This window comes from Weizmannia acidilactici (genome assembly GCF_008974225.1).
GTDB lineage: Bacteria > Bacillota > Bacilli > Bacillales > Bacillaceae_C > Weizmannia > Weizmannia acidilactici.
Genome location: NZ_BKZR01000040.1, coordinates 1 through 14,674, shown reverse-complemented (window position 1 = coordinate 14,674; position 14,674 = coordinate 1). Strand labels below are relative to the sequence as shown.

General features: G+C 42.6%; 16 protein-coding genes and 2 pseudogenes. 6 read left to right on the top strand and 12 right to left on the bottom strand.

Features of this window, described 5'->3' with window-relative positions; translation table 11 throughout:
• Window positions 1-92 precede the first annotated feature (92 nt).
• Both GBH70_RS13270 and GBH70_RS13265 read right to left on the bottom strand, forming a co-directional pair.
• Entirely contained in the window at window positions 93-659 is a 567-nt protein-coding gene (locus GBH70_RS13270; protein WP_151681487.1) for an NADPH-dependent FMN reductase, read from the bottom strand.
• A 13-nt stretch (window positions 660-672) separates the two neighbouring features.
• Complete coding sequence (locus GBH70_RS13265) at window positions 673-1,731, bottom strand: LLM class flavin-dependent oxidoreductase (protein ID WP_151681486.1); 1,059 nt, start codon at window positions 1,729-1,731, stop codon at window positions 673-675.
• Between the two features lie 722 nt (window positions 1,732-2,453).
• On the opposite strand from GBH70_RS13265, the gene GBH70_RS13260 reads away from it, so the two are divergent.
• Complete coding sequence (locus GBH70_RS13260) at window positions 2,454-3,221, top strand: alpha/beta hydrolase (protein ID WP_151681485.1); 768 nt, start codon at window positions 2,454-2,456, stop codon at window positions 3,219-3,221.
• Window positions 3,222-3,295: 74 nt separating this feature from the next.
• Complete coding sequence (locus GBH70_RS13255; RefSeq protein WP_151681484.1) at window positions 3,296-3,481, top strand: Fur-regulated basic protein FbpA; 186 nt, start codon at window positions 3,296-3,298, stop codon at window positions 3,479-3,481.
• Between the two features lie 12 nt (window positions 3,482-3,493).
• Here the strand turns inward: GBH70_RS13255 and GBH70_RS13250 are convergent, their stop codons facing one another.
• The 5 genes and pseudogenes from GBH70_RS13250 to GBH70_RS13230 all read right to left on the bottom strand — a co-directional run bounded on the left by GBH70_RS13250 (window position 3,494) and on the right by GBH70_RS13230 (window position 7,087).
• Window positions 3,494-4,288 (bottom strand): PhzF family phenazine biosynthesis protein, encoded by a 795-nt coding sequence (locus GBH70_RS13250; protein WP_151681483.1) that lies wholly within the window; start codon window positions 4,286-4,288, stop codon window positions 3,494-3,496.
• 59 nt (window positions 4,289-4,347) lie between these two features.
• A complete protein-coding gene (locus GBH70_RS13245; RefSeq protein ID WP_151681482.1) occupies window positions 4,348-5,127 on the bottom strand; it encodes a Cof-type HAD-IIB family hydrolase in 780 nt (259 codons plus the stop codon).
• A 34-nt stretch (window positions 5,128-5,161) separates the two neighbouring features.
• The gene (locus GBH70_RS13240) at window positions 5,162-5,710 is read right to left on the bottom strand and encodes an SIS domain-containing protein (protein WP_151681481.1); all 549 of its coding nucleotides are present in this window, start codon (window positions 5,708-5,710) and stop codon (window positions 5,162-5,164) included.
• A 33-nt stretch (window positions 5,711-5,743) separates the two neighbouring features.
• Window positions 5,744-6,704 (bottom strand): annotated as a pseudogene (locus GBH70_RS13235) (LacI family DNA-binding transcriptional regulator).
• 41 nt (window positions 6,705-6,745) lie between these two features.
• Window positions 6,746-7,087 carry an avidin-fold protein gene (locus GBH70_RS13230; RefSeq protein WP_151681480.1) on the bottom strand — a complete coding sequence of 114 codons (342 nt, stop codon included), beginning with the start codon at window positions 7,085-7,087 and terminating at the stop codon, window positions 6,746-6,748.
• A 79-nt stretch (window positions 7,088-7,166) separates the two neighbouring features.
• Here GBH70_RS13230 and GBH70_RS13225 point away from each other — a divergent pair, with 79 nt between their 5' ends.
• Window positions 7,167-7,493: an aldo/keto reductase gene (locus GBH70_RS13225; RefSeq protein ID WP_151681479.1), complete on the top strand. Its 327-nt coding sequence runs from the start codon at window positions 7,167-7,169 to the stop codon at window positions 7,491-7,493.
• Window positions 7,494-7,606: 113 nt separating this feature from the next.
• On the opposite strand, the gene GBH70_RS13220 is transcribed toward GBH70_RS13225, so the two are convergent.
• Window positions 7,607-7,930 carry a hypothetical protein gene (locus GBH70_RS13220; protein ID WP_151681478.1) on the bottom strand — a complete coding sequence of 108 codons (324 nt, stop codon included), beginning with the start codon at window positions 7,928-7,930 and terminating at the stop codon, window positions 7,607-7,609.
• A 191-nt stretch (window positions 7,931-8,121) separates the two neighbouring features.
• On the opposite strand from GBH70_RS13220, the gene yfkAB reads away from it, so the two are divergent.
• Window positions 8,122-9,249 carry a radical SAM/CxCxxxxC motif protein YfkAB gene (gene yfkAB / locus GBH70_RS13215; RefSeq protein WP_151681477.1) on the top strand — a complete coding sequence of 376 codons (1,128 nt, stop codon included), beginning with the start codon at window positions 8,122-8,124 and terminating at the stop codon, window positions 9,247-9,249.
• A gap of 350 nt (window positions 9,250-9,599) precedes the next feature.
• On the opposite strand, the pseudogene opuFB reads toward yfkAB, so the two are convergent.
• The 3 genes and pseudogenes from opuFB to GBH70_RS13200 all read right to left on the bottom strand — a co-directional run bounded on the left by opuFB (window position 9,600) and on the right by GBH70_RS13200 (window position 12,334).
• A pseudogene (opuFB, locus tag GBH70_RS13210) lies at window positions 9,600-11,130 on the bottom strand (osmoprotectant update ABC transporter permease/substrate-binding subunit OpuFB).
• A complete protein-coding gene (locus GBH70_RS13205) occupies window positions 11,123-12,076 on the bottom strand; it encodes an ABC transporter ATP-binding protein (RefSeq protein WP_151681476.1) in 954 nt (317 codons plus the stop codon). Before GBH70_RS13205 ends, opuFB begins: the two are co-directional and overlap by 8 nt.
• Window positions 12,077-12,088: 12 nt before the next feature.
• Window positions 12,089-12,334 (bottom strand): hypothetical protein, encoded by a 246-nt coding sequence (locus GBH70_RS13200; protein WP_151681475.1) that lies wholly within the window; start codon window positions 12,332-12,334, stop codon window positions 12,089-12,091.
• A 259-nt stretch (window positions 12,335-12,593) separates the two neighbouring features.
• Between GBH70_RS13200 and GBH70_RS13195 the strand changes: the two genes are divergently transcribed.
• Window positions 12,594-13,106 carry a hypothetical protein gene (locus GBH70_RS13195; RefSeq protein WP_151681474.1) on the top strand — a complete coding sequence of 171 codons (513 nt, stop codon included), beginning with the start codon at window positions 12,594-12,596 and terminating at the stop codon, window positions 13,104-13,106.
• A 40-nt stretch (window positions 13,107-13,146) separates the two neighbouring features.
• Here the strand turns inward: GBH70_RS13195 and GBH70_RS13190 are convergent, their stop codons facing one another.
• Window positions 13,147-13,578, bottom strand: coding sequence for a MarR family winged helix-turn-helix transcriptional regulator (locus GBH70_RS13190; protein WP_151681473.1), 432 nt, complete (start codon window positions 13,576-13,578; stop codon window positions 13,147-13,149).
• A 142-nt stretch (window positions 13,579-13,720) separates the two neighbouring features.
• On the opposite strand from GBH70_RS13190, the gene GBH70_RS13185 reads away from it, so the two are divergent.
• Window positions 13,721-14,218, top strand: coding sequence for a CarD family transcriptional regulator (locus tag GBH70_RS13185; RefSeq protein ID WP_151681472.1), 498 nt, complete (start codon window positions 13,721-13,723; stop codon window positions 14,216-14,218).
• Window positions 14,219-14,674: the final 456 nt, after the last annotated feature.

Below are 14,674 nucleotides of genomic sequence, written 5' to 3'. Positions count from 1 at the left end.
GTTATCTACTATTTTACCTTTCCTGTTCGGGGAGAATCAAGAAAACCCGGATGGCAGATGCAGGCAAAAAAACAGCGGAGCCCGTTCTCCGCTTAAAATCCGTACGCCGCTTCTTTCGCCTCGCGGATTTTTGCATACGTTTCCGTCAGCATCACGGTATCTTCCACAAGGCGGTTGATGCGGAACAGGATATCATCGTTGACAATTTCTTTCCGGTAAAAATCCTTTTCTTCAATGAAAACATAGCTCTGGACAATCTGCGCTTTCATATAGGACAAAATCGGCTTAATCTGCTGTTCGGCAATCAAGTAATGTTTTGGCGAGCCGGCTGTTACGATGATGCTTGCAACTTTATCGCGGAGCGCTTTTTCCGGCAGCAAATCAAAAACATTTTTCAGCGTCGCCGGGATCGAAGCCTGGAAAATCGGTGTGCCGATGATGACGGCATCCGCTCCCATGACCGTCTGTGCGACATATTTCGTATCCCCTTCATATTCCATATAGTTGCGCCCGTCGCTGAACTGGACGTCGTATTCGGCCAAGTCAAGCAGTGTGGCTTCAGCTTCCGGATATTTTTCATGGATCACTTTTACAGCATAGTTCATCGCCGTCCTTGTTTTCGAGCCGACTCTTGACCCCGAAAGTACAACAATTTTCATGTATGTTTCCCCCCTATTTCTTTGCTGTGTATTTTCTCACCGCAGGCAAAATTTCCGTCGCAATGATTTCAATGTTTTTCCTGATTTTATCAAACGGCACCCCGCCGAAATCCATTTGTGCAATATAACGCTGGTGCCCAAACAATTCATACTGGTAAAGAATTTTTTCGATAATTTGCTGCGGGCTACCGACATTCATCACATCGCGCGTATCCGCCCCTTGTGCAAACAGCTGTTTTGGAAAACCGCGGCCGTTCGTCAGCTTCATGCCTTCATGAATATGCGGGTAATACTCTTTCAGTGCCTGCTGGGTCGTTTCTGCGGCATAAAAGAATCCGGCCGTCGCAACCGGCAACGTTGCGGGGTCAAATCCTCTTTCCCTTGCAGCTTCGCGGTACGCATCAATCGACCTTTTAAAACTGGATGCCGGTCCGCCGAGCATTGCAATGAACATCGGAACGCCTGCAAATCCCGCTTTAATGGCGCTCGCAGGAGACCCGCCAACTGCACGCCATATTGGGAGCCAGCCATGATACGGGCGCGGCAGCACTTTTGCATTTTTCAACGGCGCACGGTACTGCCCGCTCCAATTGACGATTTCTTCTTCGTTGATCTTCAGCAACAGTTCAAACTTTTCTTCAAATAATTCTTCATAATCGCGGATGTCATAGCCGAGCAGTTCAAACACGCCGACCCTTGACGCCCGTCCGGCCACAATCTCGGTGCGCCCTTTTGAAATGAGGTCGATCGTCGCAAAATCTTCGTATACGCGCACCGGGTCCAGTGTGCTGATAATCGTTGAGGCACTGCCAATTTTAATTTTTTTCGTCGCCTGCGCAATCGCCGCCAAGACAACGGTGTGTGCCTGCGTCGTAAAATATTCCTGATGGCTTTCGCCGACGCTGAAAAAATCAACCCCGGCCTCTTCGGCAAGTTTTGCGAACTCAATGATTTCATCAATCCGCTGCACGGCCGGAATGCGCTCGCCTGTATGGGGATTGGTAAGATGATCCCCGAGCGTGTAAACGCCAAATTCCAATCCTTTATTCGGATCAAGACGGTATTTATCCATTGATCATTCCATCTTTCTATCCAGTTTAATCGCAAATGAAAATGTTTCTTATTTAGATTATAATACGAAGTTAGATCATACGCACTTTATAGGTATTGTTACGAAAGAATATTTTCAGAACCAATATATTTCTTCCTAATTAAAATAAAGGCAAACCTGGTTATCTATAGCGAAACGCAGGGGATCGTTTAAAGCGGGGCAGGAAGCTTTTGTCTGAAGACTAGTGACCAGCATCAGCTTGCTTTAATGGGCGACCGGAAAAAGCGTGCTGGTCCGGAGATTTTATCAAAATCCATTTTCAGCGCTTTTTTGATGCTTTTCAGTAAAAAAGCGCAAAGTCCCTCCTCCGATTTCATGGAGAATGATTTACGCTTGATCATTTGAATTTTAATATTTACCGTCTGCAATCTTGGGCGCTGGCGTTGCTTTGATCGGACCGGGGAACTACGCTTTTTAATGAATCAAAAACAATGGGCGGCATATTGAGTCAAGCGATATTCAAAGAGTATTATTTAAAGAACAGTGTTAAATGAATCCTGCATATTTTCATACTACTGAAAAAATCAATCATTTAAGGAGAATCATGCACGCTACCATTCCATTTATTTTTGATTATTCCTACTTTACAACTAGGAATAATCAGTTTAAAATTGTGATAACATTTAAAATTCACTGATTGGTTAACCAAAAGCAACTGAATCGATAAGGAAAGGAGCTTTTATATGCTTGAGAGGTTTCCAGTGATACCGGGAGCAGAATCATTTTTCTTAAAAGGGAATCAAATTGGCATTCTCATTTCGCACGGGTTTAATGGCACGCCGCAAAGTGTTCGTTTTCTGGGAGAATATATGGCATCTAAAGGGTTTACAGTTTACGCGCCAAGGTTAAAAGGACATGGGACGCACTGCACAGATATGGAACGCTGCACCTATAATGACTGGATCCAAAGCCTTGAAGAGGGCTACCAATACTTGAAGCAGCACTGCAGGGACATTTTTATCATCGGCCAATCCATGGGCGGTACCCTGACTTTAAATCTCGCGGAGAAAAACTTCGATATCAGGGGAATTGTGTTAATCAACGCAGCGATCAAAAACATTCCTGAACTGGAAAAGTGTCTTACAGAACAACGGTTTATTGAGGAAGGGCCGCCGGATATAAAAGCAGCAGGCGTACAGGAAATCACATATGAAAAAGTGCCGGTGTCATCCATCCGGGAGCTTCTAACCGTTATGCGGGTAACGCGCCAAAATCTCTCTAAAGTCGTTTGTCCTGCGCTACTCTTCCAGTCAGTGGACGATCATGTCGTGCCCCCGGAAAATGCAGACTATATTGCAGCCCATATTCGTTCCAGATTCAAAAAAGTGATTTCGCTCTTTGATTCTTATCACGTCGCCTCCTTGGATAATGAAAAGGAATGGATTGCTGAGCAATGCTGTTTATTTATTCAACAAATTGTGCATAAAAAAAGCATTACAGAAATATCATGATTTTATCTTTTTTCAAAATCATCCGCTGTGGAAAAAAATACTTCACGAAAAACGGGGATGGGGGTATTGCTCATATGAAAAATTTGCTTCGGGATGCAATTGAAAAGAAAAAACGATATTTAATGAACCGACTGATTGAGATGGATGCCTATCCGGAAAATGACGAGCAACTTTACAAACTGACATTAACAGAGCTCGAAAAAGAATATCATTATTTTAGAAAAAAACAGCAAGAGTCCGAAGCGGCCGGTGAACAGTAGGTCCCGGCCGCTTCAGCTTCCGAAATAAGAAATACAAATATTCCCTTCTAAATAAGGCACCGCCTTCCCGGAAATTTTCACTTTGTCTCCGAGATCCATACAATACAGCTTTCCGCCCCTCTCGGACAATTGCAAAGCCGTGAACTCGTTTTTCTTTAAAACTTTTTTCCAGTACGGTACCAATGTGCAGTGGGCGGATCCGGTAACTGGATCCTCATCAATCCCATCTTTTGGTGCAAAGAGCCGGGATACAAAATCTGCCTCAGAGCCTTTTGCCGTTACAATAACACCGAAGCTGTCCAGTTTTTTCAGTTCTTCCATATCAGGGGAAAGGCCTAAAATATCCTGCTCTGTTTCAAAAACGGCCAGATAGTCTCTTGATTTATACACTTCTTTCGGCACCTTGCCGAGTCCCCTGATCAATGCTTTCGGTGCGCCGCATTTTTCTCCTTCAAGGGCAGGAAAAACCATGGAAAGCAGGCTGCCGTCTCTTGACACCTCCAGCACCCCGCTTTTCGTATGAAATTGGATTTGCGCAGCAGCCGGATCCAGGTAGGTAAAGACCACAAAAGCGGTTGCCAATGTTGCATGCCCGCACAAATCCACTTCCCTTGCCGGCGTAAACCATCTCAACTCATATTCATGGCCCTTTTGGACAAAAAATGCCGTTTCCGACAAATTATTTTCTGCGGCAATTTTTTGCATGATCTCATCTGGAATCCATTCTTCAAGCGGGCATACCGCTGCCGGATTGCCTTTAAATTGCTCATTTGTGAATGCATCGATTTGGTAAATAGGGATTTTCATTTGGTGTCACTCCCGGTAAAATGTTCTCTTAAACTTTTAATTTATAGGAAACTTAAAAATTACAACAACCCAACCATTTGAAGCCCGTAATAGATTCCCTTCTCATCAACGGATTTCGTGACAAATTTTGCAGCCGCCTTCACCTTTTCTTCCGCGTTTCCCATTGCGATACTGTTTTTTACTGCAGAAAGCATTTTTATGTCATTCAGCCCATCTCCAAATGCATACAGGCGTTCCTCAGGAAAGCCAAGCTTTTCAACAATTTTACCTATTCCCGCAGCTTTTGACCCCCCTTTTGGAAGAACATCGACTGAAAGCGGGTGCCACCGGATAAAATCAAAGTCAGGAAAGGCCTGTTCGTATTGTTTTTCTTCCCCTTCCGGACAAAACAGCAACATTTGAAACAGTTCGCGCCCTTTGTAATATTCCGGGTCATACCTAGGAAACTGCTTAATCTTTAACATTTCAATACTTTCTTTGATATAAGCATGTTCAGGCACATTCGCCTTCATATCTTCATGGTCCATAAACACGACCGGATGTTGATGATCCAGGGCATGTGCCGTTAGTTGTTCAAGTGATTGAAGATTTAACGGATTTTTGAATATCACTTCTCCGTTTAATATGACATATTGCCCGTTATAACTTACAAAAGTATCAATTCCCAATTCTTTCCGCAAGTCCTCAAACATGAATGGGGCCCGTCCCGTTGCAATTGCGGCGATATGCCCTTGTTCTTTTATTTTATATATGGCTTTTTTGGCGGAATGCGGCAATTTTTTCTCCTGATTCAGTAAAGTTCCGTCTATATCAAAAAATATCACACTCTGTTGGGGCATTTTCATTTCTCCTTCTGAACGATTCAACAACTTCTTAACATTGTGTTGCAGTACTTGTTTGTTGCAAATTCTTCTTTAAGCATACGGCCATGGCGTCGTATATTAAAAAGCTCATGCGTTCAAATAAGCATCCGCCGGGCCCGTGGATGGCACTTATGTAACGTTTATCTTTTTCTTTTGACGTCTCTCCCGGCAACACAATTAAAATATCCGCTAAATTTGCAAGGACGGATTCAGGGGAAGCAGTGCTGACGGCAATTTTTATGTGATTTTTTTTCGCTTGCTCTGCCAATGCTGAAAACATTTGCGTTTCTCCGGATTCCGAACTGATAAAGATGAAATCCCCCTGTTTCGGTTCCGGCGTCGTCACATCTCCGATAACATGCACATTTATTCCCAGATGCACCAACTGATTGGCAAAAACACGAATTACTAGATCTGAACGGCCGGATGCTGCCAAAAATAAATGGTTTGTGTTTAAAATTTCTTCGGCAAGGCGGGTTAATTGTTGATTACTGACTTTACCGCATAAATCCGTATAAAGCTCTAAAATCAATAATTTCGCATCTTCCAGCACATTCACTTTTTTCCCCCCATATCCCTTCGTCTCACAACCTCAAACAGTTCCTCTTTCAATCAGCTTTACGGAAATCTCGTGATTTGAGATCTCCCCGCTCACAGCCTGACGGAAAAGGTTCTCCCCCATCTCCACAAGCGGAATTTCCACAGTGGTAATATTCATCATCCTGGAAATTGGTTCATTATCAAATCCAATGATTGCAATTTCGCCAGGGATGGCAATCTGATGTTTTTGGCAGCAAATTACAATTCCAGCTGCAACCTGGTCGCTTGTTACCAGCAATGCCGATGGCGGTTTATCCATTTTTTTTTATTTGATCGATGACTTTTTCCCCATCTTCAAAATGAAAGCACTGGTCAAAAACATATTCGGGATAGTACGGCAACCCGTATTTTTTAAGAAAATCACGATAAGCACGGTCGCGGTTCCAGCTGTTCGCCCCCGATTTTCTGCCAATGCAGTAACCAATTGTTTTATGGCCCTTTTGATACAAATACATTAATGCATCAAAGAAAATTTTATAGTGGTTAACAAAAGTAGATGATATTTGATGGCCTTTCATATTTTCACAAAGTATAATCGGGCCGAATTGCAAATGTTCTTTGATTATGGATAAGCCACATGATCTCGAACAAATAATCAATGCATCAATCTGCTTTTGTTCCAGCATTTGCAATGCTTCCATTTCTCTGCTTTCCATATAATCCGTTTGAAATAAAACCAACTTATAATTGTTTTCCAATGCCTGTTTTGCAATTCCTTTCAACAACAGCGCAAAATAGGGATGATCAGAAAACGGGAGAACGACACCGATCAGTTTTGTTTTTCCTTTGCTTAAATGGACAGCATTTATGTTTTTATGGTAATTTGTAGCTTTAATTGCCTCTAATACAGCTTTCTTTTTTTCTTCACTTACATACGGGTGATGATTTAGTACACGGGAAACCGTCGTAACAGATACACCGGCCATTTTTGCCAAATCTCGAATATTTGCCATACTCTCACCTTGCACGAAAACGCTTAATTTTTTTTGGAAGTTCAGCGCAATTCTTCAAGTGTTAATTCTTTGGAGGCAGTATCTTCTTCTGTCTTGAACCACTGGCCATGTAATACATAACTTTTATCATGAAGCCTTTCTGGTGTAAAGGTACATGTACCGGAATAACATTGAAAATCCATATTATCATGATTAAAAATCACTTGCTGAATCCCCTGCTGATCCACCATACCGATCAATTCCCCATATTGTATATTCCCCCCATTATAGGTTGCATGGACAATATCGCCATATTGTTTGAAATGGAAAACCGTTTCAGTTGTAAAATCCGGACATTCTGCTGCGGCCACACAGATAAAACTTCTGTTATGAAAATCAATCACAGCATTACCCCCAATGCCAATAGATCTCAAACAGCATATTCTTCCGGTTGCATTTTTTAATGTATAAATAGTGTAAATTATGAAACGCATTTCATGTCAATTAAAAAAAGAATATTCATTTGAAAATGTCGATAAATACAATACCCATAACCTTTTTCCTGCCGGCACAAGGAAAGGCGACGCGTTCAATACCGAACTGCTTTCAAAGCTGGAAGGATTAACCGACGTTATGAAAGATATCGGCAGCAAACATGGTGCGGGGCATGCCCAATTTGCAACGGCATGGGCCATCGCGAAAGGAACCGTTCCGATTCTCGGCATTACGAAGACGTCGCATATCAAAGACGTCGTATCCGCCACCATGGTAACCTTGAGCTCATTAAACCGCCGTTCTGACAAATCGTGATGCCGTCAAGGTTAAAAAGCCCTTTTATTGCCTTGGTGATCAAAATAGAGTCATAACAGCTTTTGCCACAGGCTGATCAAGCTCACTGCTTCCCCATAATGTTTTTGGTAAGATTAAGACATGGCCGTCATTAAACGGCTGATAATCCAGAACGCGGCAGACCTCTCCATTTCATTAACATCATGGACCGGAAGTTTTTTATTTGCTAAAATACATCCCGGGCAGGCCATTTGCCCCACCTCTGCCGCATAGATTCCGGGCTCCTTCTGGAAAATGTTAAAGCCAAACATAATTCTGATCAAGAATACATATTTTATCTTGACTGTATTGCACACAAAACGGGCCGGATCCTTTTTATCTTTAATAAGTGATAATTCCTTTAAACTCAGTCGTGTCAAAATATTTTTTACATACTCTTTTTCAATAATCCGTCCCACTCTAACCGGTTCCATACTTTTTTAACAAATATATATCTCCTCTTGCTGACTTAGTATAGAAAAAATTTTTTTGGGGCATCATCGTTCTTCTCATCATCTTTTTAAGGATCGTTTCCAAATCGTGAGTGGGAGAGCATGTTATAATCAAAAGTGACATGTAAGAGGAAAATAATAGAAAAAGGAGTTATATCATGTTAAAAGAAGAAACTGTGCAAGGCATTTCGCCTGAATACGATCCTTGGGAGGCTTACCTGGACATTAAGGAATACGGGAAACTTACGCTGTCAAATATCGAATTTACGACTACCACCTTATGCAATATGCGCTGTGAACATTGCGCAGTTGGCTATACGCTGCAGCCAAAGGATCCGGATGCACTGCCGCTGGAACTATTATTGAAACGCTTAGACGAAATTAAAACATTGCGCTGCATCAGCATTACCGGCGGCGAACCGATGCTGTCTGTAAAATCCGTTGAAAATTATGTGCTTCCTTTGCTGCAATATGCCCACGAAAGAGGCATTCGCACCCAGATCAATTCCAATTTAACAATGAAACTTGAAAAATATGTCCAGATTGCCCCTTACCTCGATGTTCTGCACATCTCTCATAATTGGGGAACGGTCCAGGACTATATTGATGGCGGATTTGCCCATATGCCAATTAAACCAAGCTACCAGCAGGGGGAAAAAATGTTTCATCGCATCGTGGAAAACAGCAGGGCATTGTCCGAAATGGGCGTCATGGTTTCAGCCGAAACGATGCTGAATAAACGCACGTTACCTCATATTGAACAAATCCACACTCAAATTGTGGAAGAAATGAAATGCACCCGCCATGAAATTCACCCGATGTACCCAAGCGATTTCGCTGCAAATCTGGAAGTGCTCACATTGGATGAAATCCGGAATGCCATCCACCATTTACTTGACATAAGAAATGAAGATGTATGGATGCTGTTCGGTACGCTGCCGTTTTATCCTTGCAGCAGCAATCCGGAAGATTTGGCACTATTAAAAAGGTTATATGAAAGTAAAAATGTCACCATCCGCAATGATCCGGACGGCAGATCCCGGCTGAATGTCAATATTTTCACCGGTGATGTGATTGTCACGGATTTCGGCGATACACCGCCCCTTGGCAACATTCAACGTGACCGACTGCCGGATATATTTGAAAAATGGCTTGAATCTCCTATCGCAAAATCCCTTAATTGCCATTGCCCGGCAATAAAATGCCTCGGGCCAAATATTTTGGTAAAAAATGCTTATTACCAAGAGGTTGATTTTACTGCTCGAAAAGCTCTGATCAGCCGATGATTGTGCCCTTATACGTGCTTTAAATAAACGATTTTATCCTTCTTGAAGCTGCAAAAAATCATCCCCGCTTGTTAGGGGGATGATTTTTGGATCCGATATTCCTGCATGACGAAAACCGGCTCTACAGTTACACCTTTCTGAAGCTGCAAATTCTTTTCCAGATCCTTGAATCCATATGATTTTACAAATTTACTTTTTCAATCTTGGAATCAACAAATGAGGAACTGCATCTCCTTCTATCACCCCGATCGATGCGGCTTTATAAATGATTCCCTCCCAATACTGCAGCCAGGACGATATTATATATAATACAGATTTATTTGCGAAGTCATATATTTCCGCCAGGTACCTTACCGGCTCTTCCCCTTAATCAATCCCGCTTTCATTAAGAAATTTCTCGCCACCGTCTTCGCACTTTTTCCCTGGACGGCGACTTCGTAGTTCATTTGCCGCATTTGGCTGTCCGTAATCTTGCCGGAAAGTTTGTTCAATGCCGGAACAATTTCCGGGTATTTGTCCACCGTTTCTTGCCGCAATAACGGTGCGCCTTGATACGGAGGGAAGAAATGTTTATCATCTTCCAGCACTTTCAAATGGTATTTCCGCAATTCTCCGTCCGTGGAGTAAGCATCCATCAGGTTAATCTTGCCTTCTTGAATGGCCGTATACCGGACAGAAGGTTCCATGGTGACAAGTGAATTAAAATGAAGCCCGTATTTTTTCGATAAACCCGGATAGCCGTCATCCCGGTCTGTGAACTCGCGGGTAAGTCCGGCTTCGATATACTGCTGGACGCTTGCTAAATCGGATATCTTTTCGAGATGATATTTTTCCGCAAAACTTTCCGGAACGGCTAATGCATACGTATTGTTATATTGCATCGGTTCAAGCATGACCATATCAAATTTTTTCAACATACCGGTTTTCGCCTGTTCGTACACTTCCCTGCTGTCGGTGCTTGCCGGCTTTTCCTTCAAAAATTCGGTAATCGCCGTTCCCGAAAATTCTGGATAGACGTCAATATCTTTGGACTTTAATGCATTGTACACAAAAGATGTCCCGCCCAGCCCGGGTTTTAATTCCACCTTTATGTCCGTATTTTCTTCAATGAGCAATTTATACATACTAATCAATATTTCCGGCTCGGAGCCCAATTTGCCCGCGATCACCAATTTTTGTTGCGAAGCCGGATGGATAAAAGTGGAGCCGATCACGAGTACGATGATAACAGCATACGTTGAAGCGGCTGCCAGCACGCCTTTAAATGAAATTTTTTCAAGCTGCCGGAGCAAAACGTCCATCAGAATTGCCAGTAATGCCGCAGGGATAGCGCCAATCAGGATCAGAGCATAATCATTCCGGTCAATGCCCAAAAGAATAATATCCCCTAACCCGCCTGCGCCGATCAACGCAGCAATCGTTGCCGTTCCGATAATCAAAACGGCTGCCGTTCTCACCCCTGCCATGATGACAGGCATTGCCAGCGGAAGTTCCACCTTTAAAAGCTTTTTTCTTCTGTTCATGCCCATTGCCTCTGCTGCTTCCAACAACGCAGGATCCACTTCTTTAATGCCTGTATAAGTATTGCGTAAAAGCGGCAGCAGCGCATAAGCGACCAGCGCAATGACGGCAGGCACGGTCCCGATACCGAATAGCGGGATCAAAAGCCCAAGCAATGCCAGCGACGGGAGCGTTTGCAATACCCCGGTAAAACCGATGATCATTTCTGCACTCTTTCTTTTCCGGGTTAAATAAATGCCTAAAGGGATGGCAATGATCAGTGCAAAAAAAAAGCGCAAGGAGTGAGATTTGGATAAGTTCCCAAAGTGCGACGAGGAGCTGGGATTTTCTAAGTAAAAATACATTCATAAGATTATCCACGAACCTGCCCGCCTTCCTTTAAAGATTGAGCCATATGACGAAGAAAGTCCCCGCGATGAATGCTTCCGATCACTTCGCCGTTCTTTTCAACAGGGATTTGCCCGGCTTCAGATAGATTTTCCAGTACTTCATGCAGCGGAGCAAAGATGGAAACGGGCTTTACATTGGCCGGCAATTCGCCATTTTCAGTCGGCACAACAAAATCAGCCAAACGGATATTTAGGCTCCGGTTCCCCACAAACTCCTGAACAAAATCACTTGCCGGATTTGCAAGAATTTCAGAGGGGGTTCCAATTTGGACAATTTCTCCTTCTTTCATCAGGCAGACGCAGTCCCCGAGTTTCATCGCTTCCTGCATATCGTGCGTCACAAACACAATCGTTTTGCTGATATTTTTTTGCAGTTTTAAAATATCATCTTGCAACTTCTCTCTGCTGATCGGATCGAGCGCGCTGAAAGGTTCGTCCATTAAAATGATTTCCGGGTCAGCCGCCAATGCCCTGGCTACCCCGATTCTTTGCTGCTGCCCGCCGGATAACTCGGCTGGCTTTCGATGTTTATAGGTTTTGGGGTCCAATCTGACCATTTCAAGTAGTTCATCCACCCGATCTCTAATTCTCTCTTTCCTCCAGTTTTTTAATTCAGGAACAACCGCAATATTTTCCTCAATGGTCATATGCGGGAAAAGGGCAATTTGTTGGAGCACATACCCCATATTCCAACGCAGTTCATGGATATCATAATCGCTAATATCTTTTCCGTTGATCAAAATGGCTCCGGAGGATTTTTCGATTAAGCGGTTTATCATTTTTAAAGTGGTCGTCTTGCCGCTCCCGCTTGGCCCAATCAGGACAAAAATTTCTCCTGCGTTGATCGTGAAATTGATAGACTTCACGGCTTGCGTGCCATCTTGAAATTGTTTGGATACATTTTCAAATTGGATCATTATTTGCTCCTTTCAGTTTGTAGAAAGACGGCAATTTTGCCATTTGGAACAATTCCTTTTCGTTTTTGCACTCCGGATAGTTTTATCCGCTCCATTTAAAGCTTTTTGCATTCCATCTTTTGAAGTTTCCATTCCATTATCCACCGGGATCGTCCCAAAAAGCAATTTTTCCATTCCATCTATTCCATTTTGGGCTTCTTGCATTCCATTCTTTAAATTTACCTTACCAAAAATAGATTTCCATTTCGTCCATTTCATTCGTTTCGGTAGGATGGGAGCCTAACGTCATCTTCTTCCCGATTTTCGCCGTAATTTCCTGCATATTTTATCATTTTCCCAGGACTAATTCCTTTATTTGAATTGGCTGTGTGCAACCTGGCTTGTCATTTCGAAAAACACCATAAAAATTGCATAACGCCGGCCGGTACGACTATAATTGCATTTAAAAGGTTGTTAGGATAAAGGATGAAAAAAATTTCATAAGCGAAGGGTAATGTCCTTAAGGAGGCTCAATAAAATGAGTTGGTTAATTGGGATCATTATCATCATCGTGCTGGTGCATTTTTTAATCATCAAGCCGTTGACACAGCGGAACCGGCCTCAAGTATACGAACCGGGAAGGAATATGTACAACGGAGATGAGGATAGACCGGAAATGGGCGGCTGGAGCGGCATGGAGGGTACCGGAATGGGCCGTTTCGGTACTTTTGCAGGAGGATTAGCGACCGGCGCTTTACTGACCTATTTGCTGGAGCAAGGCAGAATTGGATTTGACCAATTTCAATATTTGCAATATCTGGACGATCATGAACTGCTGCGCGAATTAGAAGACCAAAATATATTGCAGCTGGATGAAATCGATCAGCTGCAGGACGAGTTGAGCCGCCGGTTTGGCGATAGCAGCGAGAATGATTGGAATCAGGATAACGGCGAGTCCAATTACGACCAAGCCGATACCAATCCAAACGAACAGCAGGATGATAATGATTTCGGCGGCTGGGATAACGGCTCGGATGGCAGCTGGATTTAAGGGCTCCGTTTGAGTGGGTGTTTAACAGTGCCTGCAAAACCTATATCCCCCAATCCAATTTTAAAATTTCTTCAAGCCATTTTACCTGATCAGATCCGATTTTTTCGGCGATTTTGCGAACGAGCTCCTTTTTTAAGGACTCGTTTTTTTCTATACATTCCCGGCCAAGCTTCGTTAACTGAATACTTTTCTCTTTTTTGTTATTTTCCAGACTGCTGATTTCAACCAATCTTTTTTCCTCAAGCCGTTTGATGAATTTATGGACAGCTTGGCGGGAAATGTCTACATGCTTTGAAATATATGAAATTGTGGTCTGCTGTGTCTGATAGATCCTTGCCAATATAAACCACTCTGAATTTGATATCGGAATATCACTGCTTTCGTTCCACAACTTCTCCGATATTTTTCTCAGGCGGACATGGCGCTCACTGATCAAATCAAGCAGATCTAAGTTCTGCAGATCAGTATTCATTACTGCTACCCCCTATCTAGTTGCTAATCCCTAATATAAAAAAGCTGGATTACGATGTCAACTAGGTTGACAATTTTGCAAATGAAGCGATAAAATAAATTTAGTCAACCAGGTTGATCATATTATAAAAAGGAGTTTAAAAATGTTTCATATTGGCGATTTAGTGATCTATTCGGGGCAAGGCATATGCCGGGTGGATGATATTTGCGATAAAACATACAAAGACATGACAAAAACGTATTATGTATTGCATCCGATTGAAAACAGCCAGGGATTGACGATCAGTATCCCTATAGACAATCACAAAATTTTTATAGATAAATTAATGAATAAAGCAGAAGCAGAAAAAATCATACAATCATTTGCATCAAAAGGAATTGATTGGATAGAAAAGCCTCAAACCCGCAACCAAGTTTTTCATGAAATTGTAAATAGCGGAAACCGTATGGAGATTGCTAAAGTGGCCAACACTTTATTGCGAAGAAAGTCCAAAATGGAAGCCAAAGGAAAAAAGTTTCATGAAAGCGACGCCAAACTTTTAACCAATATTCAAGATATATTATTCAAAGAATTAGCTATCGTTCTCAATTGTTCTTACGAAGAAATTTATGATAAAGTTGATAAGATGATTCATGCTTAACATAGGCCGGCACAAGCTGAAAAAAAGCACCCCATCAAGGTGTCTTTCATCATCCGTGCCGCGTGTTGCCCGATTCATTTCACTCAGGGTCAGTGATTCCATAATCAATGCTGTTTCAAATCCTTTACTTACTGCGTCAGCGAGCGAGTGGCAGCCTGCCGTGTCCCCGATCACAAATATAAAAAAGGTTTCTAAACAACGCTTCCAATGGATTGTAGGGCTTGATGCCCATTGCGACCACGATGTCCTTTCCTCATCGTAACGAATTTGATGGTCCGTGACTTCACCGTTCAAGTGGCCAGTTTAGTCCTCATTGCTGGCATGATTACTCTATTCTTTAGCCGATTTTCCCGGAGTTATGAATTGACGATAAAACAAAACAGAACACCTCTTTTTGTTTTTTTTGTGAAATATTTCGCAAATACGTAAAAACTTTTCTAACTTTTTATATAAATT

Coding starts and splice junctions, on each gene's coding strand:
- GBH70_RS13270 (WP_151681487.1), bottom strand. CDS start 659: ATGAAAATTGTTGTACTTTCGGGGTCAAGAGTCGGCTCGAAAACAAGG.
- GBH70_RS13265 (WP_151681486.1), bottom strand. CDS start 1,731: ATGGATAAATACCGTCTTGATCCGAATAAAGGATTGGAATTTGGCGTT.
- GBH70_RS13260 (WP_151681485.1), top strand. CDS start 2,454: ATGCTTGAGAGGTTTCCAGTGATACCGGGAGCAGAATCATTTTTCTTA.
- GBH70_RS13255 (WP_151681484.1), top strand. CDS start 3,296: ATGAAAAATTTGCTTCGGGATGCAATTGAAAAGAAAAAACGATATTTA.
- GBH70_RS13250 (WP_151681483.1), bottom strand. CDS start 4,288: ATGAAAATCCCTATTTACCAAATCGATGCATTCACAAATGAGCAATTT.
- GBH70_RS13245 (WP_151681482.1), bottom strand. CDS start 5,127: ATGCCCCAACAGAGTGTGATATTTTTTGATATAGACGGAACTTTACTG.
- GBH70_RS13225 (WP_151681479.1), top strand. CDS start 7,167: ATGAAACGCATTTCATGTCAATTAAAAAAAGAATATTCATTTGAAAAT.
- yfkAB (WP_151681477.1), top strand. CDS start 8,122: ATGTTAAAAGAAGAAACTGTGCAAGGCATTTCGCCTGAATACGATCCT.
- GBH70_RS13205 (WP_151681476.1), bottom strand. CDS start 12,076: ATGATCCAATTTGAAAATGTATCCAAACAATTTCAAGATGGCACGCAA.
- GBH70_RS13200 (WP_151681475.1), bottom strand. CDS start 12,334: ATGAAATGGACGAAATGGAAATCTATTTTTGGTAAGGTAAATTTAAAG.
- GBH70_RS13195 (WP_151681474.1), top strand. CDS start 12,594: ATGAGTTGGTTAATTGGGATCATTATCATCATCGTGCTGGTGCATTTT.
- GBH70_RS13190 (WP_151681473.1), bottom strand. CDS start 13,578: ATGAATACTGATCTGCAGAACTTAGATCTGCTTGATTTGATCAGTGAG.
- GBH70_RS13185 (WP_151681472.1), top strand. CDS start 13,721: ATGTTTCATATTGGCGATTTAGTGATCTATTCGGGGCAAGGCATATGC.